General features: G+C 45.6%; 16 protein-coding genes and 1 riboswitch. Of the genes, 4 read left to right on the plus strand and 12 right to left on the minus strand.

The window, feature by feature from the left end; translation table 11 throughout:
• The coding region (locus VM802_RS14855; protein WP_325531802.1) for a mechanosensitive ion channel family protein at positions 1-435 on the minus strand (435 nt) is incomplete at its 3' end.
• A gap of 502 nt (positions 436-937) precedes the next feature.
• Here VM802_RS14855 and VM802_RS14860 point away from each other — a divergent pair.
• Positions 938-1894: a DUF3078 domain-containing protein gene (locus tag VM802_RS14860; RefSeq protein ID WP_325531804.1), complete on the plus strand. Its 957-nt coding sequence runs from the start codon at positions 938-940 to the stop codon at positions 1892-1894.
• Positions 1895-1901: 7 nt separating this feature from the next.
• Here VM802_RS14860 and panD read toward each other — a convergent pair whose 3' ends face one another.
• Together panD and VM802_RS14870 are read right to left on the minus strand one after the other, a co-directional pair.
• Positions 1902-2303 (minus strand): aspartate 1-decarboxylase, encoded by a 402-nt coding sequence (gene panD, locus VM802_RS14865; protein WP_325531806.1) that lies wholly within the window; start codon positions 2301-2303, stop codon positions 1902-1904.
• A gap of 117 nt (positions 2304-2420) precedes the next feature.
• A complete protein-coding gene (locus tag VM802_RS14870) occupies positions 2421-2585 on the minus strand; it encodes a hypothetical protein (protein ID WP_325531808.1) in 165 nt (54 codons plus the stop codon).
• Between the two features lie 48 nt (positions 2586-2633).
• Here VM802_RS14870 and VM802_RS14875 point away from each other — a divergent pair, with 48 nt between their 5' ends.
• On the plus strand, positions 2634-3581 hold the full coding sequence (locus VM802_RS14875; RefSeq protein ID WP_325531810.1) for a phosphotransferase family protein: 948 nt from the start codon (positions 2634-2636) through the stop codon (positions 3579-3581).
• A 65-nt stretch (positions 3582-3646) separates the two neighbouring features.
• The gene (locus tag VM802_RS14880) at positions 3647-4987 is read left to right on the plus strand and encodes a nucleotide disphospho-sugar-binding domain-containing protein (protein WP_325531812.1); all 1341 of its coding nucleotides are present in this window, start codon (positions 3647-3649) and stop codon (positions 4985-4987) included.
• Between the two features lie 232 nt (positions 4988-5219).
• On the opposite strand, the gene VM802_RS14885 is transcribed toward VM802_RS14880, so the two are convergent.
• The 3 genes from VM802_RS14885 to glk form a co-directional block, all read right to left on the minus strand.
• Positions 5220-9161, minus strand: coding sequence for an RHS repeat domain-containing protein (locus VM802_RS14885; protein ID WP_325531814.1), 3942 nt, complete (start codon positions 9159-9161; stop codon positions 5220-5222).
• Between the two features lie 282 nt (positions 9162-9443).
• Entirely contained in the window at positions 9444-10745 is a 1302-nt protein-coding gene (locus VM802_RS14890) for a chloride channel protein (protein ID WP_325531816.1), read from the minus strand.
• Positions 10746-10787: 42 nt separating this feature from the next.
• Positions 10788-10859: riboswitch (Fluoride riboswitch) on the minus strand.
• 9 nt (positions 10860-10868) lie between these two features.
• On the minus strand, positions 10869-11927 hold the full coding sequence (gene glk / locus VM802_RS14895) for a glucokinase (RefSeq protein WP_325531818.1): 1059 nt from the start codon (positions 11925-11927) through the stop codon (positions 10869-10871).
• A gap of 99 nt (positions 11928-12026) precedes the next feature.
• Between glk and VM802_RS14900 the strand changes: the two genes are divergently transcribed.
• Positions 12027-13808 carry a glycoside hydrolase family 15 protein gene (locus VM802_RS14900; protein ID WP_325531820.1) on the plus strand — a complete coding sequence of 594 codons (1782 nt, stop codon included), beginning with the start codon at positions 12027-12029 and terminating at the stop codon, positions 13806-13808.
• 95 nt (positions 13809-13903) lie between these two features.
• Here the strand turns inward: VM802_RS14900 and VM802_RS14905 are convergent, their stop codons facing one another.
• The 6 genes from VM802_RS14905 to VM802_RS14930 all read right to left on the minus strand — a co-directional run bounded on the left by VM802_RS14905 (position 13904) and on the right by VM802_RS14930 (position 21990).
• Complete coding sequence (locus tag VM802_RS14905) at positions 13904-16090, minus strand: bifunctional alpha,alpha-trehalose-phosphate synthase (UDP-forming)/trehalose-phosphatase (protein WP_325531821.1); 2187 nt, start codon at positions 16088-16090, stop codon at positions 13904-13906.
• Between the two features lie 240 nt (positions 16091-16330).
• A complete protein-coding gene (locus tag VM802_RS14910; protein ID WP_325531823.1) occupies positions 16331-17293 on the minus strand; it encodes a Gfo/Idh/MocA family protein in 963 nt (320 codons plus the stop codon).
• Positions 17294-17303: 10 nt separating this feature from the next.
• Positions 17304-18212 carry an EamA family transporter gene (locus VM802_RS14915; protein ID WP_325531825.1) on the minus strand — a complete coding sequence of 303 codons (909 nt, stop codon included), beginning with the start codon at positions 18210-18212 and terminating at the stop codon, positions 17304-17306.
• Between the two features lie 15 nt (positions 18213-18227).
• On the minus strand, positions 18228-18845 hold the full coding sequence (locus tag VM802_RS14920) for a CGNR zinc finger domain-containing protein (RefSeq protein WP_325531827.1): 618 nt from the start codon (positions 18843-18845) through the stop codon (positions 18228-18230).
• Positions 18846-19082: 237 nt separating this feature from the next.
• Positions 19083-20279, minus strand: coding sequence for a glycosyltransferase family 87 protein (locus VM802_RS14925; protein ID WP_325531829.1), 1197 nt, complete (start codon positions 20277-20279; stop codon positions 19083-19085).
• Between the two features lie 73 nt (positions 20280-20352).
• A complete protein-coding gene (locus VM802_RS14930) occupies positions 20353-21990 on the minus strand; it encodes a hypothetical protein (protein ID WP_325531831.1) in 1638 nt (545 codons plus the stop codon).
• Position 21991: the final 1 nt, after the last annotated feature.

Raw genomic sequence — 21991 nt, forward strand, 5'->3', positions numbered from 1 at the left:
AGTGGTATTAAGGATATCGATCTGTTCAACAAACCCTTCCTTACCATCTGTTGTAATATATTCGCCCACCTTAAATGGTTTAAAAAACAGGATGATCATCCCGCCCGCGAAATTGGACAGGCTGCCCTGTAGGGCCAGACCAACTGCCAGACCTGCAGCTCCCAGCACTGCTACGAAGGAAGAGGTTGCAATACCCAGCATCGATGCAACGGTGATCAATAACAACCCCACCAATATAAAACGTAAAAAGCTGGACATAAAATAAGCGAGGCTAGCCTCGATGTTCCGTTTTAATATCTTGTTCTCAATAAACCGTGTTGTTTTTCGGATAATGTACAATCCCGCAAATAGTGTGGCGATCGCCAGCAATACGGATGGCCCTGTGGTAAGCAGATAGTTGATAACGTAATTCCCAATTTCGGAAAGTGATTTCATGATGGAGTGTTTTTAGTAGAAAAGTAAAAAAGGGGGTGTAGTACTATTTATCATAGTTCAATTGTGATGTTCAGATTTAAGTTGTTGTGTAGGCTTACTGAAACCCGTTTGTAATGGTTACCTGAGAATGTAAAACAATATAGATATGGATACCGTTTGTAAAGGTATAAAATATGAAGATGTAGAAGCTTTACTGGTAGCTATTTTCCTGTATTTGGACAATTTTTTTCATGAAATTACCAGAATGACGCCTGTTTCAGGTATTCATTTTATTCATTTCGATTTTGAATGAATAAGCTGCAAAAAAATTAAGTAAATTAGATTGAAACTGATATGGAAACCCCAATAACATCACTATTATTTATCAGAGATTATACAGCGCTAAAACATTTTCAATTATTGTAGATAAGCGACAGGTTAATCAGCCTGCCTGGGTCACTGCAAGACGGCCACCCTTGCTGCGTGATCCTCTTTATACCGGATTACTGACGAAATACGCACTATGAAAACATTATTGATCATCTGGTCGATGTTACTCCCGGTGACCGAATTACAGGCACAGGTAGATAGTATCCGGTTGTTTAGAGAAGAAGCCCAGAAGAAAATGGACCTGAGTGACGCAGACACGCTCATGCGGAAATGGAGAAGGGGTATTTCCGGCAATCTGACGATCAATCAGACCTCATTAAATAACTGGGCTGCCGGTGGTGATAAGTTTTCAATGGCCCTGGGAGGAAACTGCCAGATTTTTGCCATCTATAAAAAAGACAAAGTACAATGGTTGAATATTGCAGACCTGGCTTACGGCATTGTTAATTCGACCTCTTTGGGAAGCAGGAAAAGCGATGACAGGATTGATCTTTCGTCTAAATATGGCCACAGGATAAACCTTAGATGGTATGGGAGTCTGTTGGTAAACCTGCGGACGCAGTTTGCAAAGGGATACCAATATCCGAAAGACTCTGCAGCCATTTTTACTTCCAGTTTCTTTTCACCAGCATATTTGCTGATATCGCCTGGTATAGACTATAAATATGACAGTGCCCTGTCAGTGCTTTTTTCGCCATGTACCGGCCGTTTTATTATGGTGATGGATAAGTATTTGTCTGGCCTGGGCAATTATGGTTTGGATACCGGTAAACATGTACGGTATGAGTTGGGGGCGTACATCGCAATCAACTATTACAAAAAGATCGTGAAAAATATCAGTTATCGCGGACGAATAGATTTTTTCTCAGACTACAGAAATCATCCGGAAAATATCGATATATTTTTTACTAACCTGCTCGAATGTAATATCAATAAACTAATCGCTGTTATCTTAACCTTTGATCTGATATACGATGATAATGTCCATGTTGTCACAGACGAAAAGACCGGCACCACCGGGGCTCGTATGCAGATTAAGCAGGTTATAGGGGTCGGAGTATGTGTAAAGTTTAATGAGCATTGGCATTGATGCCCGATTACTTTTCATTATCATGCATTATACTCTCTTGAAATAAGACATTGCGGGGGACACTTTTGACCTTGTTATACTCATCCGGAAATACCGCCACAGGATGATGGTGTTGGGCTTCTTCAGGACTCATCGCTGCAAAGGACATAATAATCACCTTGTCACCTACCGCACATAACCTGGCTGACGGTCCGTTGAGGCAGATCACGCCGGAGCCGCGTTTGCCGGTAATTACATATGTTTCGAACCGTGCAGCATTGTTTACGTCCACTACAAGTACCTGCTGATACTGGATTAACCCGGCGGCATCCATCAGGTCTTCGTCGATGGTAATGCTGCCTACATATTGCAGATGAGCCTCTGTAATGGTTGCAATATGGATCTTTGACTTTAGCATGTTTATGGTCATGATAGTTCTGTTGAAGCGTGAATTAAAAAGAGAACAGTTGTCTGCAAGTATATTTTTTAATTCCTGAAAGCCTTGGTAAGAACGTGCTTTTTTTAGGTAAAATCATGCTGATAGCGCTTAGTAGAGTGAGGTGCCTTCGTTTTTGGTGCTAAAGAAGGCAGGAAAATGCCAGTTTTCCACGTAAAAAATATTGAACTTACGGGAGTGTACTTTGCCCACACCGGATGGTCGTGTGTTACTGGTAAGAAAACCCACTGATATGGTCTCCTGTCTTAAATTCATCAATTATGAAGTTTACAGTGGTGTCTATAACAACAAAATACAGTTGCTATGAAAACATATCAATTGAAAATACTGAAGGATTTTCTGCAACGATATTATATAAACGCCAGGGAGGTGAAATGGATAGGCAGTGGATGGTTTTCGGATGCATATAAGTTTACTTTCAATAACAGCACCTATGTATTTCGTATAAATTCCTTTAAAACGGATTTTGAAAAAGACCAGTTAGCGGCAGTCCGTTTTAACAGCCCGAAAATACCTGTTCCTGTAGTAAGGGGGATTGGAAACTTCTCCGAAGATTTGTTTTACTGTATTACGGATTTTCAACAGGGCTACACACTTCATCAGATCAGGAAACGCTATGGTGTCAAGGGCGAGCTGAAGTTAGTTCCACAACTATTGCATAGCCTGGAAAAGATACACGGCTTATGCACGGACGAATATCCAGGCTGGGGACTTACCAACGCCCAGGGAACAGGCAGATTTGCCAGCTGGACCGATTTTCTGACTGCACCGTCTGAAGAGAAGACCACGTTAAATGCTACTGCTGATCTTTCCTGTATGACTCCTTACGAGAACCTGCTGGGGCAGCTCAGGGCACATATGTTCTCATTTCTGGCATTTTTACCGGAGCGAAAATGCGTGTTGCATGGTGATTTTCGCAATGGCAATCTGCTTATACAATCAGGAAAAATAGCCGCCGTTCTGGATTGGGCAGAAATGAGCCTTGGCGACCCGCTGTATGATATTGTAACAATGGAAACTCCCTGGGAGGAAGAGCATGTACCTTATACATCTTTATGGAAAAAGGCATCAGAGCGAGTTGGCAGGCTGGAGCCCTTCTTTGAGGAGCGGGTTACCTGTTATCGTATTCACAGGGCCATCTTTGAAATAGAAGCCCATGCGCTGTTTAATAAACCAGACATTGCAAAAAAGATTGCAGCCTGGGCCGAGAAAAAACTCCGGTCGCCACAACGATCGGTTGTCAGCTATTAAGATATTTCTATCGATGTACTTATCCGATCAGAGTTGAATAATGAGATATTTTTAATCTTATATCAATGCCAGTTTCCGTTTTATTCATTGTGTCTGCATATGTAGGGCATTTTAATTCTGTAGCTGGTCTGGCTGCAGCTCTTCGCAGGAAAGGTGTAGAGATTTATATCGCCGGATCACCTGTACATGAAAATGCTGCGCGCAGAAACGGATTTAGTTTTTTGTCTACACCCTATCTGGACATTATTAGTACTCCCTTTGGGATAGACCGGAAATTTACAGGAATGAATTTCCGCGGTGTCCTGAAAGAACGGATGAAGAATAAAGAGATCATGGCACGTTTTCCGGAGGTGGTTAGTGATATCCAGCGGCTATGCCGCGATGTCCGCCCGGACATCCTGTTTTTTGATCCGTTTATGCTGTTTTATTATCCGGCATTTTATCCATATTGTAAAACCATATTCGCTTTATCACCTTATCCCTTACTTGATCCGGACAGAATGGTACCGCCGTATACCAGCGGCCTTATTGAGGAAAATGAAAATGTCCTGTTCAACAAAACCATTTTGGTATGGTGCCGGCAGTTTATCAGATACACTTTGTGGTCGTTAAAAGAAAGATGGGTATATGGTGCCTCTCTTTATACCATGATGCGGCGGCTATCGCAGCTCTGTAATTTTCCGGTGAAAGGAGAGTGGGCGCCACGGTATGTTTATTTCGACGTGCATTTCAAATCGGTACCTGAGTTGGTTCTCTTTGGGAAGGAGTTTGAGTTTAAAAGGAAAGCGCCACTAAGGACCAATGTATATTATATAGGTCCCTGTGTGGATGCTGCAAGAGAAGAAGCACCGATTGATCTCCATACTATTGACATTCAGGATAAGCTTATCTTATGTACGCTTAGTACTATTTCATTCAATGATGACATCAATATAAAAACCCGCTTTTTCGACCAGCTGATACAGGCTATGCGAGATCGCCCGGAATATACTTTAATAGCAGCACTGGGCGAGGGACTCCGTCCGGCTGATTTTAAAGATATTCCAGGGAATGTGTACCTGTTTATCACCGTTCCGCAGTTAAAAATATTGTCAAAGGCCGATCTGTTCATCAATCATGGGGGTAGCAATAGCATCAAGGAAGCAATTCACTTTGGTGTACCCGTTATTGTTTATCCCAATATGGCTGATCAACCAGGTGTAGCCGCCAGAGTGGAGAGCCATATGATCGGAAAACGTGGAGACTTCTATAAAGACAATGCATCACACATCGGAGAATCAATAGATGAGGTACTGGGAAACCCGGTTTATCTTAAAAATATGTACCTGATGAAAGCAAGATTTGCGGCTTATACCCAAAAGCCAGCAGCACTATATAAATATTTAAAAGAGATTGGCAGCTATTAAAGAGCGAATAAGTTGTTATTTCAGGTGGAAAGGAGGACTGGATAATCATATTCTATTCCTTCTAGGGAGTTTATATATTTAACATAATATTAATTATGAGATAATAAAAATCTGTTAAGTATAAGAATTTATAGCCTAATGGATTAAGTTCCATATATCAGCGAGGCTAATAAAAAAGCCGCAGCGATAACCGCTGCGGCTTGCCTGTTTGAAAATTAGTTTGAGTCCAAGATTATTTTCGGTACCCCGTTCCTGGTAAAATGTTATGAGTATAACTGAAATAATCATAAGGCGTTCCCTGGGCATTAAAGAACCATTCAGACACCACTCCTGATTTAATCAACACCTCGCTGCCGCTAAACGTTACAGATCGATTCGTTGTGGTTACCTTTTTATTGGAGTCGTATACTTCCTCGTAGTTTACGGTAATGTTATTGGCATTCACCTTATTGCCCTGGAGGTCCCGTAATACAATATAGATATTGGCCGTACGCTGGTAGTGTTCCGTTTCATCTATAACGCTTAATTCCCGCTCTTCAACACTGGCCACAATTACCGATGGAGCCGGACAGTTATTGGTAATCCCGAGATTGATCCATCTTGTTGTGTTGTAGGTCGGACTCAACGGGTTCATATCTTTTTGCTCTTTCTCTTCCTCACCGGTATTCTGATTACTGGCGTCTTTCTTACAGCGTTTAACACCAGTATCCGTCCATTTTTCAAGCGGGCAACCTGCGCTCACTCCTCCATCAACCCACTTAACAGTATTATAAGTAGCGCTGGCTGGGTTGAGATCTTTCTGTTCCAGCTCCACACGCCCCGTATTGTATCCGGCAGCACTCAGCTGGCATCTTGAGTTGCCTGTTGCTTTCCATAAAGGATCACTTGTATCGAGCACTTTGTATTTGTAATCAATAACCTTGAGTATTTTTCCCTGCACATCACGGATCACTCGTAACCGCGCAAAACCGTCATATTCATAGGTCACGATCTGGTTGTTGACATCACATTTACTGGTAATGCCCTGGTAAGGATCAATCGTATAAGTTGTTATCTGCCCATCACGCGGGTACATCTTTAACTCATCAATCAGTCCTGTACCGCTAACTGTGATCTCCGTGACATTACTCACTTCATATTGGTAGTATTTCCAGCTGTTATTGCCTGTGACTCCGGTAGTAGCCGGACTTGCACCATTCACCTGTGGTACCCCATTCTTAGCCCAGCAGGATACAATGTATTTACGGGCTGCTATCGCCGGAGTTTTAATCACACCACTGGTAAGGCTATACGCTTTTCTGCCAGTGATTCCATCAGCTACGCGGGCAGTCGACGGCGCCAGCCAACGGCCATTATCACTGTCGTATTCAAAACTGGTGTAGGCAATGTCATTGCTATCTGCATTGATACTGATAGCTATGGGCAACGAATTATTATATCCCCATATATAACTTTCACGCTGGCCGCCGTTTGTAGTTAATGTTCTCAGGTTAAGACCAGGAAGGTCATACACCTGGGAAGTCCTCAATACGTACCTGGCATCTTTCTGTAGCCCGATATTATAAGTCGTTTTCACAAAACTGCCTGCAGGTATAGGATCCGCGGTTTCCAGCACATGGGCTGTACTGTGTACAATTTTGCCGGTGCTCAGTTCGGTGTAGGTGTTCAATACGCCGCCCGTTACAAAGGTCTGTGTACCAGATCGGAGAAGACTGCGTTGTTCTACCGGATAGTTGATCTGGTATGCCGTCAGCATTTTGTTGTGTACATTGGATGCATCGGCAGACGAAAAATCAAACGGATAATAAAGTTCTGTTCTTTTAATTTTACCTTCACTGTTCTGCTCCTCTGTTGCTATTACCACCCTGTAGCTGTTATTATAGGTAAGATCCTTCACAGTTGTAACATAAGTATTCAACGCCTGATCATACAAAGTAGTAGTTTGCCTGGAGGGGTAGAACCCATAATATACCAGTGAATAGGCAGCCTTGGTAGTGGCAAATCGGCCATCCTGGCTCTTGCACACATCAAACCGGGTACCGTTTACAGCTTTTGCAAACTCTGTTGCCGGATCACCTACTACCGCATACTCACTGGCATTTTTCTGCAACAACTTACCGGTATTATTGTAAACCGCCTGTTCCAGCAACTGACCTCTTTTGAAGTCCAGCGATGTGAAAGGCACATAGGGAACATTCTGACGGTTATAGGAATTAATTGTTGGAATATCCTTATAACCATTGTCATGATTGGTAAACTTATAGATCGTATAGCCACCGTCTTTTTCTTTTTCCACCACTTCTGAATAGCCTACCGCTAGTCCGGAGGTATTCAGCGATACAGGAATAATAGTATTTGGTGTATAAATGGAATAGGTGAAATCCATTCCGTTATTATCCTTGCCACTCACGGCAAACCCGTACTGCGGCTTTACATCCAGTATACCGCTGCCCGGCAGGGTTGCAGGAGAAACACCCGCCGCATAGCCGGTCACGTAGTAGTATTCTTTTTCTTTCGTTTTACCCGCTTCATCTGAGCTTACAATCTTCGCAATGCGCAGACCACCGCCGTCTCCGGTGAGACTAGTCAATGAAATCCGGTCATTGGAAACAACCTTCGTATACTTATTCATCTCATAATAGAAACTTGTTTTTCCTCCGGTTGGATAATTAATCGTCTCCAGTATCCTGGCCTTTACATAATCTATATTGGGGTTTTTGGCAGTCTGGTAATTCACATTACTTACACCGGCAGGATTTTGTGCGCCGTTGTGGAATCCCCAATGGTCGCCCATTCCCTCAAGATAATTGGGCATTTCAGTACTATTGTACCCGAAGCTGTAATCTCTCGTCCTTCCGTTGAGGTTATCCTTGAATGACAGGCTATTCAGTTCCAGTCGTTTAAGCGGATTATTATTGTAATTGAAGAGAACTGACTCGTAGGTTTTGGCGTTGTTCTTTTCTGTGATGTTGATGCTGTCCAGTTTCAGCCAGACGAAGTTTTTGTACTTCTGATTTTCCAGGCTGTGTGTTATATAATAAGGAATATCTCCTGTCGCCTGTAGCATTTCCAGGTAATAATCTGTATCTGCTGCTCCATAGAACTTCCGGCTGATATTGGAATAATATACTGACGGATAAGTATACTCATCGCTCTTCGACATATTGAAGTCTATCCGGAAACTCTTGTTTTCTATTTTACGGAGATATACCGGCGAGATGATTCTCCCATTAGGAAAAGAACTGTAGGAAAAAGCGTCGCAGGAAATATCAAAGAAACCGCCTCCCACACCTGACAGATTGGTATTGATGTTATTGAGATACAGACTACTTATAAACGGTCCCCGTTCGTAAGTAAGATCTATTACATCCTCGCCGTTGGCGCTGATGATCTTACTGAGATACCACGTGGCTGCCATATGCCCGATACCATTTCTGTAATCTCTTTTATTGGGAGCAATTTCATCATTGTATTCAATGGCACTCGCACCGCCAAAGATATACTGATTGCCGTATTCGTCTGTAATGGTGAACTGCTTGAAGGATTTCGACATCACATTTGTTTCCACTACATATACCGGCTGTGTTACTACATACGGATCTATAAACTCATTATTAAACGCAATCTTCAGCGCGCGGTTTCCTTGTATCTGCCATTTACCTTTTTCATCGAGGAAAAATTTACCTGAAAATCCGAGAAAATTAAATACAAATTCATCCGGCTCTTCATCGAGCGTTTCTGTAATAGGATAAGATTTCATTGCAATATCTGACGCCCAGTCTGCACTGTTCAGTGTACCTTTGTTGAAGTAATAACCGGTAGTACCGCGAGGTATGTTCTCCAGGTGTTGCTCATCAAAAGAGCCCTTCACAGTCCTGGTAATGGCTCCGCCGGAAATGATACTCCAGCCTAGCCCCACCCAACCAGGATGAGCCTCCACCCTGTTACCACCTGCATGATAACTCAGGGAAAGTGGTAATGACAACTTCGGGCCTTTCACTTCAAAAATGGGAATCGAGATATTAGGGACACCTGAAAAAAATGACACGGGCACTTCACCGTAGGTTCCCAGCGACGCTGCATTTGGACTGGGGATAGACTGCCCAAGCGGTTTCACCTGGGCAAGACCAATCTGCACACAGCAAAGCAGCACGCACAAAATACGAGCTTTCATGGCATAGGATCTTTTCATATTCTGACAACAATTGTTAACAATGAACTAAATTATGTAATGGAATACCAGGTAAGGGATATATCCATATCAGGATGTTACCGCTTATGTGACGGGCATAACAACAGCCAATGGTAACAACATCTATCTGGTGGTGGAATATAGATATGCCGGTATATAGGCTTTAACTGGTAAACATATAAAACTGGTCGTTGGCAACCGGAACACAATCTAAACGATTCCGGATGATTTATCAAAACAACAAAAAGCTTGATATGAATAAGCTCAAAGCTCTCCTTTATGAGAGAATTTGGGTACGGCGAGGCGCTGAGCACCATAAATACCGGAGTGCCCGCTGAAATAGTAGGCCGTAAAACAGGCCACCGCAAAATAAAGTATATGGGAGGTCCCAAACAGTTCAACCCCCATTAATGTGCAGGCGATGGGTGTATTGGTAGCTCCTGCAAATACGGCTATAAAACCCAGTCCTGCAAACAGGTCCACCGGTGCGCCTAATAGTAATGCAAGCGTATGCCCCAATGAGGCGCCCATAAAAAACAATGGCGTCACCTCCCCTCCCTTGAATCCCATGCCGAGTGTTACAGCTGTGAAAACCAGTTTCCAAAGCCAGCTCCAGGTACTTACCTCGCTATCTGCATGAAATGCATTGATGATGCTGGCCCCCCTCCCACTCTCCGTATTCACGCCAAGGCCCAGGTAATCGTATGTTCCGCTTACATAACACAGCCCAATGATCATTATACCGCCAACTACCGGTATTAACCACGGAATTTTAATATAGGCAGCAGCGTTACGTTTAATGCTATGCATCAGTAATGAAAAAAGATAGCTCGTCAGCCCGAATGCCCCCCCGGCAAGTATCACTTGTACCAGCAATAACAAGTCTGTATGTACAAAGGGGATGCCTGCGGTACTTTCAGCAACAGCTGAAAGTATCTGGTAATGAGTATGGTGTATTCCCCAGGCACTGCATACAATATCCGCCAGCACTGCTGCAATGAGACATGGCACCAGCGCATCATAACGCATAGCGCCGATGGCCAGTACTTCCAACGCAAACACCGCCCCTGTCAACGGCGTGCCGAACACTGCACCGAAGCCGGCAGCAATTCCCGTCATCAACAAAATTCGTACGTCCTTTTGCGTTAGATTCAGGGTTCTGCCTATCCACCCTGCAATACTGCCTCCTATTTGTACTGCTGTACCCTCACGACCTGCGGACCCACCGAAAAGATGTGTAACAATGGTGGTGAACAGCACCAGCGGCGCCATACGCGCAGGCACACCACCACCCGGTTGGTGTATCTCCTCCATGATCAGGTTATTGCCCTTCTCTGCATTGCGGCCACCCAATCTGTATAACCACCAGATCAGCACACCGGCAAATGGCAACAGGTATAACAACCAGGGATGTTCCCAGCGGTAATGCGTTGCCTCATCCAGCAGCCATAAAAAAAGTGCGACCAGCGATCCCGCGATTAATGCCACAGGAAGCGCCAGTAATGTCCAACGTAGCAGCTCATAAGCCACTGTAATCTGTTCCGGTCTTGATTTGAATTGTTTCATATCCTACAAATAGCAGTTAATAATGATGTCCCATACATCATTTTATTTGTAGGCGCCATCAGCTCATTATTATAGAGCGGTTTGTATCAGGAAGACACCATTTCCCGTGCGTAAATGTAAGGATTAATCTTCTAATAAGCCAGCGTAGTAAGCAGCTCCCCACAATGCGGACTTGTCATTGTTCACAATATGTATGGGTACACTGGCCAGGAGTTCAGCCATCCGGTCGCTCTGGAGGTACTGATGGTAAAATTCTCCTGTCTCCAGCAAGGGAGCTATCTTTGGAGGAATACCGCCTCCCAGGAATAACCCGCCGGTAGCTTTCATCTTTAATACGAGGTTGCAGGATTCGCGGGCGAGGTAACGCACAAATAACTCCATCGTCCTGATGCAGATAGTGATTTTACCATCAATCGCTGTTTTGCTGATCACTGCCGCAGGGTCGCCGGCATGGATTGCATCGCGCAGCTCTGTTGGTTCTTCCAGCCCCTTCACGTCCCGCAGGAATTGATAGATCGCATAGATGCCCGGTCCCGATATTACCCGTTCCCAGCTGGCAATATCATATTTTTCCTGTAAGTAACGCAGCAATTGTATGTCCAGCTCTGTACGTGGCGCAAAGTCCGCATGTCCTCCTTCTGTCGGGAACGGATGATGATACTTGCCATCCCAATAAAGGCCAGCCATACCCAATCCCGTTCCTGGTGCTATGATCGCCATATTCCCGGAATTATCAGTGCTGCCGCGGTGTAAAGTGGTAAGCTGTTGGGGGGCCAGTGTGGCCAGGCCGTAGGCGGTGGCTTCCAGATCATTGATCAGGGCAACGGTCTTGACACCTGTACTCTGGCGTATTTCGTCTTCAGATAATTCTCTCGATAAATTGGTCAGCTCCACTTTTCCCTTCACTACCGGACCGGCAACGCCGATGCATATACGCTTTGGCGTCATCCCGCTTCCCTGGCTGATAAAATGTTGTATGATCTCTGCAAAGCTGGCATAGTCACGTGATGCATAAGTGTTTTCACGAACTACATCCAGTACTCCTTCTGCAGCGCGGAACAATGCCAGGTTAGTTTTAGTCCCCCCCAGATCTCCCGCCAGCAGATAAGTTACATTATCCCCCTCATGCACCGGGGATATAAACCGGGGCAGGTAGTGCTGCTTTTTCAATGTCTGCATCATGATATAAGCTTATCCTTAAAAATAGTAAACTTGGAACAGCATTTGCCCCTGATGAACAATTTTCTGAAAAAAATGTAAACCATTAAACAGATTACCGACATGGAAAGACATACCTATCAGACTGGACTTATCGGCAATTGCGGCTTCCTGGCGCACATTAACAGAAATACAAATGTAGACTGGCTCTGCTGGCCCCGCATGGACAGCACCTTCATCTTTGGAGGATTGCTGGACAAGAAGAACGGCGGAGAATTTTCCATTCTTCCGGAAGGTGATTATGCATCCCATCAATATTATCTTGACAACACCAATGTGCTCTGTACAGAAATTACGTCCTCCGAAGGCAGTTACCGTGTCACTGATGTTGCCCCGCGCTTCCTTCAGTATGAACGCTTCTTCAAACCGCTGATGCTGATCCGGAAAATAGAACCACTGGACGGTTCTCCTCGTATAAAAGTAAAATGCACTCCGGTATGTGATTATGGAGCAGTGAAGTTGCATCCGCTGAGAGGTAGTTCCCATCTGGAGTTTACAGGATGTGAAGAAAGGATCAGGCTCACCACCAACATTGCCATCAGTTACCTGATAGACGAAGAATCTTTTGTATTGAACGATACCAGGTATCTCATACTTACCTATGGTCATCCCCTGGAAGCCCCACTAGCCAGCACTGCTGAACGCTTCCTGCGGGAAACCATTACCTATTGGCGCACCTGGATCAAACATTCATCCATTGCCAATTATTTTCAGACATATGTGATCCGTGCTGCGCTTGCGCTGAAAATACACCAATATGAAGATACCGGCGCGATCATTGCCGCCAGTACCACCAGCCTGCCTGAGTTCCCTGATAGCGGCCGCAACTGGGATTACCGGTACTGCTGGATGCGCGATACCTATTATGTGATAATGGCGCTAAACCATATCGGCCACTTTGAAGAGATGGAACGGTACTTCGGATATATCACCGATATTTCCTTCTCCAGTGATTTCCGTTATCAGCCATTGTATGGCATTACAGGTCAGAAAACGCTGGTAGAAAATATATTACCGCATCTCACCGGATATATGGGTAATCAACCCGTACGCGTTGGCAATCAGGCATATGAGCACATACAGAATGATATCTACGGACAGGTGCTGATATCCATGCTTCCGTTATATACAGATCATCGGTTTATTTTTTCAGAGAGAAAGGATTCAGACAGATGGATCAATTTTCTGTTGAAGAAAATTGAGCATACGATAGATGAGAAAGATGCAGGCATATGGGAATTCAGGAACATGGCCAACATCCACTGTTATACCAACCTGTTCCAGTGGGCTGGCTGCAATGCCGCAGAAAAGATGGCGCGTACTATCGGCAATGACGACCTCGTGCAAAAGGCTATTGAGTTGAAAGAACGTGCAGCTGCACACATAGAAAGCTGTTACGATCCTGTCAGAAAAGTGTATACCAACGCTGCTGGCAGTCAGCATCTTGACGCCAGTACCCTTCAGCTCATCATGATGAACTATCTGGATCCGGCATCAGAACGGGCACGGGATCACCTTGCTGCGCTGGAACGAGAACTGAAAACACCTGAAGGGTTATTTTACCGCTACCTCCACTCCGATGATTTCGGTAAACCGAAAACTACCTTCCTCGTTTGCGCCTTCTGGTATGTAGAAGCGCTGGCTTGCGTAGGTCGTCTGGAGGAAGCACAGCGTGAATTTGAAAGACTGCTCCAGTACTCCAACCACCTGCTGCTGTTCAGTGAAGATGTGGAAGCTTCAACTGGCAGCCAGTGGGGGAACTTCCCCCAGGCATACAGCCATGTAGGCCTCATGAATGCAGCATATCGTATAGCCATGAAACTGGATATGCCTATATTTCTATGACTGTGATTCACGTGATTTTTGTGATTATCCTGATGAGTGAACAAATGTCCAACCGTCATCTTCTTTCATCAGGATAATCACAAAAATCACATGAATCACAGTTCAGACTTTCGCGTTAACGTCCTCAGCAAATGCCTTACCTCATGATAACTCCGTAAGTAATACTGTGCGGCTGACACCTGACTGCCAATCTTAATAGTAAAGGCATTGGAAGGCATCGACTTAAAAATATCTTCATCCGTCACATCATCTCCCATCGCCATTATAAAATCATACTTCTTATGATTCAGCCAGCTGAGCGCCGCTTTACCCTTGTTGATCTCAATATTTTTTACCTCGATCACCTTATCGCCGGGCAATACCTGTAACCCTTGTTCTGCAGTATAAAAACGTAACGTATCTGCCAGCTCATTGGCACGCAGCTCGCCGAGGCCAGATTCTACTTTCCGGTAGTGCCACACCAGCGAGTAACTTTTTTCTTCTATGAAGGCCCCCGGCGTGCGGTCAGTGAATTGCTCCATTACAGGTATCAGGTCCTGCTTCCAGCTGTCGCTAAGCCCGGGCAGCTGATACCACTCTCCTTCTTTTGTCTTCTGCCATGCCCCGTGTTCAGCGATCAGATCCAGCGGCATGTGCCCGAACCATTCTCCTAATGTTGCATGGTTACGGCCACTGATCATCACCACATCATTTTCGGGAGGAGCAGCCAGGTCGCGCAACAGCTGGTACAGATCCGGGTCAGGTGAAGCCTGGTCGATATTCGCCTGGAAACCTACCAGCGTACCATCATAGTCGAGGAAGATAATCCGCTTGTTTGCCTGTCGGTATTCTTGCCTTAGTTGCACCGCTGTTTCCTGGTTCACCATACGTGCCAACATATTTTGCTGCATCAGGTTTACTTCTTCGAGTTTTGTCATGAACAGCTGTACCCAGTGATGTATGTTGAATTTGGATACGACCTGACGCATTTGCTTCATCCTTCGTTCCTGTTCCGCCAGCGGCATATTAAGGGCATCAACTATGGCGCGGGCTATAGCGCCAATGTTATTGGGGTTTACAATGATAGCATCAATCAGTTCTTTAGATGCACCAGCCATTTCACTGAGGATCAGTACACCGTCATTATTAATCCTGCTGGCCACATATTCTTTACTGACAAGGTTCATACCATCACGCATGGGTGTTACCAGACCAATATCAGCAAAACTATAGAGTGCAGACAATACTTCTACCGGGTAAGAGCGGTAGAAATACTGTACCGGATGCCAGCTGAGTGTACGGAAACGTGCATTAATATTACCCACCTGCTTGTCGATGTCGTCACGCAGTTCTTTGTACTTAGGTACCGTATCCCTTGAAGGCACCACGATCATGTATAATATGACCTTGCCCTGGTACTCCGGGTACATTTGCAGCAGCAGTTCGAATGCTTCCAGTCGCTGCAGGATGCCCTTGCTGTAATCCAACCGGTCGATGGACAGCACCATGCGTTCCTGCTGAAAGTTCTCCTTCAGCTGCCGAACCTGTTGTTGTACTGCGGGGGTACCAACCAGGGACGAATATTTGTCGTAGTCAATTCCCATCGGGAACGTTTCCACCACAATTGAGCGATCGTTATATGATACCACATTGGCTGCAGTGGTAACAGGGAGTATACGCGTCACCGCTTCCAGGAAATGACGGGTATCGTCATAAGTATGAAATCCCATCAGATCGGCGCCCAGCATACCTTCCAGAATCTCGGCCCTCCACGGTATCAGGCGGAAGAGTTCAAAAGAAGGGAAAGGGATATGCTGAAAAAAGCCAACAGATATATCTGGCATCTCTGCCCTGATCATTCCTGGCAATAGTAGTAACTGGTAATCATGTATCCAGATCGTATCCCCTTTTGCAGCAACCTGCAAAATTATATCTCTGAACTTTTTATTCACCTCGTAATAAGTGTCCCAGTGTACCTGTTCGTAGCGCGCATACACGGCCATATAGTGGAAAACCGGCCACAGTGTTTCATTGGAAAAGCCTTCATAATAGTTGTTGATCTCTTCCTGCGAAAGAAATACCGGCATCAGGTTAGACTGCCGTAATTGCTTCGTAATCTTTTCCTGTTCCTTTGGATCGCTTATTTCTTCTCCGGGCCAGCCTATCCAGATGTTATTTCCATCTCTGTAAATAGATCCCAAACCGGTAGCCAATCCGCCTTCACTGGTCTGCAGTGTAAGTTCGCCGTTCTTGTCCGTAATTTTCACCGGTAGCCTGTTCGATACAATAATGGTTTTTCGCATAGTCAGTTTATATATCTATTAACAAATTACTCGCTAAGGGAACGCACCAACAAAAACAAATAATGCACCCAAAAGAGCGGAACCCGGATTAATCAGTAAAATGCTGCTAAAGCGGCGGAGGTTCATCAACAGGGTTTATCCGGAGCGGATAAAGGGCTATTCCTGGATTATGTGAGATTGCAATATAAGGTTTCCAGGGGGTAAAAGGAAGGTAAATATCTCAACAGCAGCTGGGCACGGTTAATATCTGCCCAGTAATTTTTCCATTATATCCATACCTGTAGCAGCTTCAGCAATGCTGCAAGGGTTGGGGCCTTCGCCCCTGAAATATTTTATCACATCCAGAATAAATGGCTCCTGCACATGCGCAGGTATGTCAAACCGGAACGCTTGTGTACGACCATTGCTGTGAAGCGTTACGTGGTCGAAGTTGGTAAAGAAGCTGAAATGTATGCTGCCATTGCTTCCTGTGATGATGCACTCATCGGCCGTTTCTTCTTCGGGAACGTTGAAGTCCCAACTACCGTTAAATAAGATATCATTCTCAAACAATATCTGTCCACTAACGGTCTGGGCTATACGTGGATCAGGTCCGGTACTCATCCCGTTACATGCCTGAGGCATACCGAAAAGCCAGAGCATAATATCAAGCTGGTGCGGAGCCAGGTCATGAAAGATACCTCCACCTGATTGTGCCGGGTCCACCCGCCAGCCAGCCTGCTCCAGAGACACATGTTTCCAGAGACGCAGCTGGATCGCATGCACTTTTCCGATGAATCCTTCCTGCAATAGTTCGCGGACACAGGTAAACGGGCGCAACCTGCGACGATAATGAGCCACCGAAGCCTTCACGCCACTTTCGCTAACGGCATTGGCTATACGGTGCGCAGCAGCAGCATCCGCTCCCACCGGCTTTTCAATATAAACAGGATATCCCCGGGCTATGGCGGCCAGTGCATATTCTTCATGACTGCCGGGCGGAGTGGCTATGTAAATTGCATTGGCGGCCCGCTCATCCAGCATCGTATAAGCGTCATCGTAGTAACGCCCCACTCCGAACCTCGCGGCATACTCCATCGCCAGCTGCCTGTTGCGCCGCATGACAGCCGCCACGGTACTGACGCCTGGCTGCCAGAAAGCCGGACCACTCTTTACTTCGGTGACATTGCCACAGCCGATAAATCCCCATTGCAGTTTTTCCATATGCAGAATATTATTTCTTACCAAGTGTCATCAGTATCACGCCGGCAATAACAATAGCAGAAGCGATTCCTATCAGCGGCGTCACCGCTTCGTTACCGATGGCCCAACCCAGCAACATTGCTACTACCGGGTTCACATAGGCGTACGTAGCGGTAAGTCGCGGGGGGGCATTACGGGTAAGCCAGCTGTAAGAAGTGTACCCAACCAGAGAACCAATGAACACCAGGTAAAGATAAGCTGTGGTAGTTTCTGCTGTTATCCCTGCCAGCGTTCCCCAGGCATCCGGTTCCAGAAAGGCGCTCGCCGCAAAAGAAAAGATGCTGCCCGCCAGCATCTGAATAGCCGTACTCGTCATTTGCGTTGGCATTGGCAGCCGCTGCACAAACAGGGAACCGGTAGCCCAGCAGATACTACCGAAGGCTACAATCCCTACTGGCCATAACGGAAACGAATCTATGTTTCTTGCGGAGAAGGGATTGAAGAGGATGAATAATCCAACGAAACCCAGCACAATACCAGCCACTGTAAGCAACGCGGGCTTCTTTTTACTGAAGAAGGCCCAGTCAAGCCCAACAAACCAGGCCGGCATTGCCGCCACAATAAGCGCCACCAGCCCCGACGGCATATAATGTACTGCGAGGGCCACACTGGTATTCCCGATCCCTATCAGTAATACGCCCACGAAGCAGGCAGACAACAGCTGCTTTTTCATAGGCCACGTTCTCTCTTTATAATATCCGATCGCCAACAGGATACTCCCTGCCAGCAGAAAGCGCAGGGCGGATATGAGAAACGGTGGTACTGCCCTGGTGGCAATCTTCATCCCCAGGTAGGTGGATCCCCATACAATATACACAGCCAGCAGACACAGGATCATTTTTGAGGTAAGCGGGTTTCCGGTTTTAGTTGTCACGGTCATGTTGATTCTTTTTAGCTATTGATCTTTTCGTTTCCGTTGATACCATTGCTGGACTTTATTGACATCTCCGCAGGTAGCCATGTTGCACCATCTGCGGGAACCATTGCGGCTTTTGTCGAGGAACAGCCAACCGCAAGCCGGACACTGTTTTACCTGCCTGAGCCTTTCCGAAGTGTACAGGTCTGTCAGTGATTTTACGAGCAGCCAGTTAACCAGCTCCAGAGCTGGCGCATTGAAATGCAGGACTCCCCGTTCTTCTGATTGCTGCCAGCCGATCTCTATGTTGGCATATGCCTCTGCAACGAATGTATTGAGCAGCTGCATATCTTCCGCCGCCGCTTGTTTCTGAATCATGGCTCTGCCCAGTACCCGTACAATCAGTTCCCTCAGCTGTATACTCCTGTTAAATACTGCAGCGGCTTTCTGCGGATATCCCTTGGCCAGCCGTTCAAGGGTGTTAATAGTTTTAGGAGACAATGCCCCGGCATGACCACTCCAGACAAGCAGATCTTTATAACCTGAAAGGTAATCATGATTCTCGGGCTTCATCCTGTTGCTGACTGTATTGGCAAAATCAAGGCACAGGATTCCTCCATCCAGCCGGAGTGTTTGTATCGGTTTTTGTGTTGACATAAACGCCCGTTTCACCGGGTTTTACACAAATATAAAACATATTACTAACCAGCTAAATTAATTTTACCGGTTAATAAAAACAGGTGATTACTCATGATTTCATCAACATAAACAAACCTTATAACAACATCGGAATAAGAATCTAAAAATCAACCTGTTACAATATAAAAATCGCCCCGGGAAAATATGTTCCGGGGCGATAACTGATAGTATTTTAAGCGGCTGCTACAGGCAGATTCAATATATTTTCACTTCACGCATCAATGGCGGAAACAGCAGGGATTCGAGTATTATCTTCAGCCACACAACAGAACAAAAAACAGCCTTTACAGCAAAGGGCTCGATATAAGTTCTGGCTATCCAATAGGGTGTAATAAGATCCGTAGATGAGAACGAAGTGAACACAAGCGTCAGCACTACGAGAATTGTATTAATGGGTTTCAGAGGCTGACTGAAATACCAAATGGCAACTCCCATCATCGCCAGAATATAAGTAGGCGACTCTCCCTTATGATTGAAGATCACCACCCATAATAAAATGGAGCATAATATCTGTAACCGGAAAGAAGGCTCCCGGTAATAACGAAAACGGATAAATGGTAACGTAAATATGGCCGCAGCAGAGAGCACAAATGCCTGTTTATTGATAGGCATGTTAAACCAGGTATGCCACCAGCCCATCACCGAAACGCCATAGGAAACGGAATAGTCATTGCCCAACAGTCGCCCCCAGCTTTTGTAAAGAAACAGCATCTGGTCCCAGCTAACCACCAGTAAAGGCATCAACCCAATAAGTAAAGTCCATAATACAGTATACGCTGCCGCCTTCCAGCGCTCAGGGTACAGCAGGAATAATGACAGCGCTACGATACCGAAGATTTTAATATAGATGGTGATCACCACCAGCAAAGTGGCAGCCCAGACCTTTTTGTTTTCCATGAAATGCCAGGCGAGCACCAGCGCTCCCCCTATCATCACATTGATCTGGGAGCTGGTCAACGCAATCATCATTTCAATCGCAAGAAACAACATCATCGGCGGCTTCCTTTCCTTCAGTACCGGCACCACCTGCATAGCCCAGATAAAAAAAACCACATTCATAACATTCCAACTTATCAACGCAGGTACATCGGGCATCCAGGCGAAGAGACCCATCCAAAGAGCAAAAGAAGGACTGTACTTATATAGGTCGTAATACTCCGCCGGATAAAGCAGGTAAAGATCTTTATACGCAATGAGGTGTTTCCACGAACTCTTGAATATCAGAAAATTATTGTAGCGGGTCCAACCGTTCTCATCATGCGCTACTAATGATGAATGAAGAGAAATGACCACCGCCATCAGCAGGAAAAAGAGATAAAGATATTTCACAGGGATCCTGCTTACGACATGACGTAGTTTCTCCCAGCGGCCCCTTGGCACAATTGCTTGCATGTTCCTTTTTTATAGTGTCCAGTTATGGTTTAGTTGTTTATAACAGCGGCTGCAAGCAAAAATATATAAAAATTTAATGTTTTACATAAACTTCAATAATAGCATTGGTTGGCCGCCTGGGAGCCAGGAAGCTATCCACCTGCCGATAGTGTTGTTTCAACTCGTCCCTTAGTGCAAAAGGGAAAAAGTTATTCAGGGAGGGTGCATATTCATACAGTACCAGATCGTAATGCTGCTGTTGCACTTTTTCACGGAAGGCGGCAAGCTGGCGGTTGAACATCCCTACGCCCAGGTGATACCACAACGGGTAATCAGGACCCGTTTCCAGTTTGAAAGGCATCGCTGCTGCCAATGGCGTCAGCTCCGTCATATTCAGCACTTTAATGTCCTGCTTCTTTTCCTTTACTACCGGTAACGCCAGTAGGCGATTAATGCCTTCCACTGTCTGAGGCGGCATATATATCTTATGGAACACTGGCTGGTCTGCAAATACCCATTTGGAGACCGGCACATCTGTTGTGTCAGATGACAGCATAAAGTTACGACGCGACACCACGTTCTCATGACTCATATCTCCGGGAGTATAGGTTACCTCTTTCACCGGGAATAAACGATCGGTAAAACGGCCAATGTATTTCCACCAGGTACCGGACCACCAGAATAAGACCAATACTGTTGCAGCCAGCAAAGACTTACCGCCATCAATCTTTAATGGCAGCAAGCTGCACAGCCAGCTGGCAATGAAGGCAAAAGCAAAGCTGTGGAAGAAAATATTGTTATCCGGCGGCGTATAGCTGGTCACTTGAAAAATAGCCGCTTCGCCGAGGATACCAAGTGTGAGCAGCGCAAACAATACCTCCCTCCGCTCATGTATCCATGTACGCCATTGCTTCACACCTGCTGCCAGGCATAACACAGCAAGCATAAGGTACCCCTTGATCCAGTCGGAGTTGCCCATGATCTCATCTGTAAAATCATTCAAGGCTAACCGTGAGTTATGTGGAGGCTGACCATGGTTGTACCAGTAAGCAAAACCCGGCATCAACGGTACAATAAAGATGCATGCAATGATAGCAAACATAACAAGGAACACTGGCAGGTCCAGCCAACGGCGCGTTTCAAAGCTATTATAGGCAACGAGCACCAGGCACAGCATTAATGCCATTCCTCCGCCATCCTGTTTTGTAAAGATGGAAAGAAACACAAACAAGGCAGCCAATGCCATCCTGATATAGCGGCCCACAGCCTTCTCACTGAAAAAGGACGCCAGCAGAAAACCCAGCGCCACCAATTCATACACGATGACAGTATGATTGTACCAGGGCCAGAAATTGAAAAAGGAATAAGATAATACAAACACCAACACAGATAACAGTCTTACACCCGGAGAAACACGTAATGTTTTCAGAATGGAACGAAATGCAAGTCCGGCTATAATATTAATGAACACCTGGGCTTTTACCAGCGTTATCAACTGTGGACCAAATAACTTAAAAAAGATAGCAGGTATGATCCAGAATCCGTATCCCAGCGGCGTTCCGAAATCTTTGAAAGGAACCTGGCCGGAAGATATGCGGTAGGCGCCTTCCCACGACAAAAATATGTTTACCCTGTAAGGAAACGTTACAAACAACGGCACCAACGCCAGCGCAACAATAATGACAATTTCTAAGATGGCCCACCGACGGCCCTGTTGGGATAATGTAGACATA

The organism is Chitinophaga sp. (assembly GCF_035538455.1).
Lineage (GTDB): Bacteria > Bacteroidota > Bacteroidia > Chitinophagales > Chitinophagaceae > Chitinophaga.

What these genes read in the sequence shown, in the direction of transcription:
- VM802_RS14870 (WP_325531808.1), bottom strand. Translation starts at nt 2,585, where the DNA reads ATGAATTTAAGACAGGAGACCATATCAGTGGGTTTTCTTACCAGTAAC.
- VM802_RS14920 (WP_325531827.1), bottom strand. Translation starts at nt 18,845, where the DNA reads ATGTCAACACAAAAACCGATACAAACACTCCGGCTGGATGGAGGAATC.
- glk (WP_325531818.1), bottom strand. Translation starts at nt 11,927, where the DNA reads ATGATGCAGACATTGAAAAAGCAGCACTACCTGCCCCGGTTTATATCC.
- VM802_RS14880 (WP_325531812.1), top strand. Translation starts at nt 3,647, where the DNA reads ATGCCAGTTTCCGTTTTATTCATTGTGTCTGCATATGTAGGGCATTTT.
- VM802_RS14930 (WP_325531831.1), bottom strand. Translation starts at nt 21,990, where the DNA reads ATGTCTACATTATCCCAACAGGGCCGTCGGTGGGCCATCTTAGAAATT.
- VM802_RS14925 (WP_325531829.1), bottom strand. Translation starts at nt 20,279, where the DNA reads ATGCAAGCAATTGTGCCAAGGGGCCGCTGGGAGAAACTACGTCATGTC.
- VM802_RS14860 (WP_325531804.1), top strand. Translation starts at nt 938, where the DNA reads ATGAAAACATTATTGATCATCTGGTCGATGTTACTCCCGGTGACCGAA.
- VM802_RS14910 (WP_325531823.1), bottom strand. Translation starts at nt 17,293, where the DNA reads ATGGAAAAACTGCAATGGGGATTTATCGGCTGTGGCAATGTCACCGAA.
- VM802_RS14905 (WP_325531821.1), bottom strand. Translation starts at nt 16,090, where the DNA reads ATGCGAAAAACCATTATTGTATCGAACAGGCTACCGGTGAAAATTACG.
- VM802_RS14900 (WP_325531820.1), top strand. Translation starts at nt 12,027, where the DNA reads ATGGAAAGACATACCTATCAGACTGGACTTATCGGCAATTGCGGCTTC.
- panD (WP_325531806.1), bottom strand. Translation starts at nt 2,303, where the DNA reads ATGACCATAAACATGCTAAAGTCAAAGATCCATATTGCAACCATTACA.
- VM802_RS14890 (WP_325531816.1), bottom strand. Translation starts at nt 10,745, where the DNA reads ATGAAACAATTCAAATCAAGACCGGAACAGATTACAGTGGCTTATGAG.
- VM802_RS14915 (WP_325531825.1), bottom strand. Translation starts at nt 18,212, where the DNA reads ATGACCGTGACAACTAAAACCGGAAACCCGCTTACCTCAAAAATGATC.
- VM802_RS14885 (WP_325531814.1), bottom strand. Translation starts at nt 9,161, where the DNA reads ATGAAAGCTCGTATTTTGTGCGTGCTGCTTTGCTGTGTGCAGATTGGT.
- VM802_RS14875 (WP_325531810.1), top strand. Translation starts at nt 2,634, where the DNA reads ATGAAAACATATCAATTGAAAATACTGAAGGATTTTCTGCAACGATAT.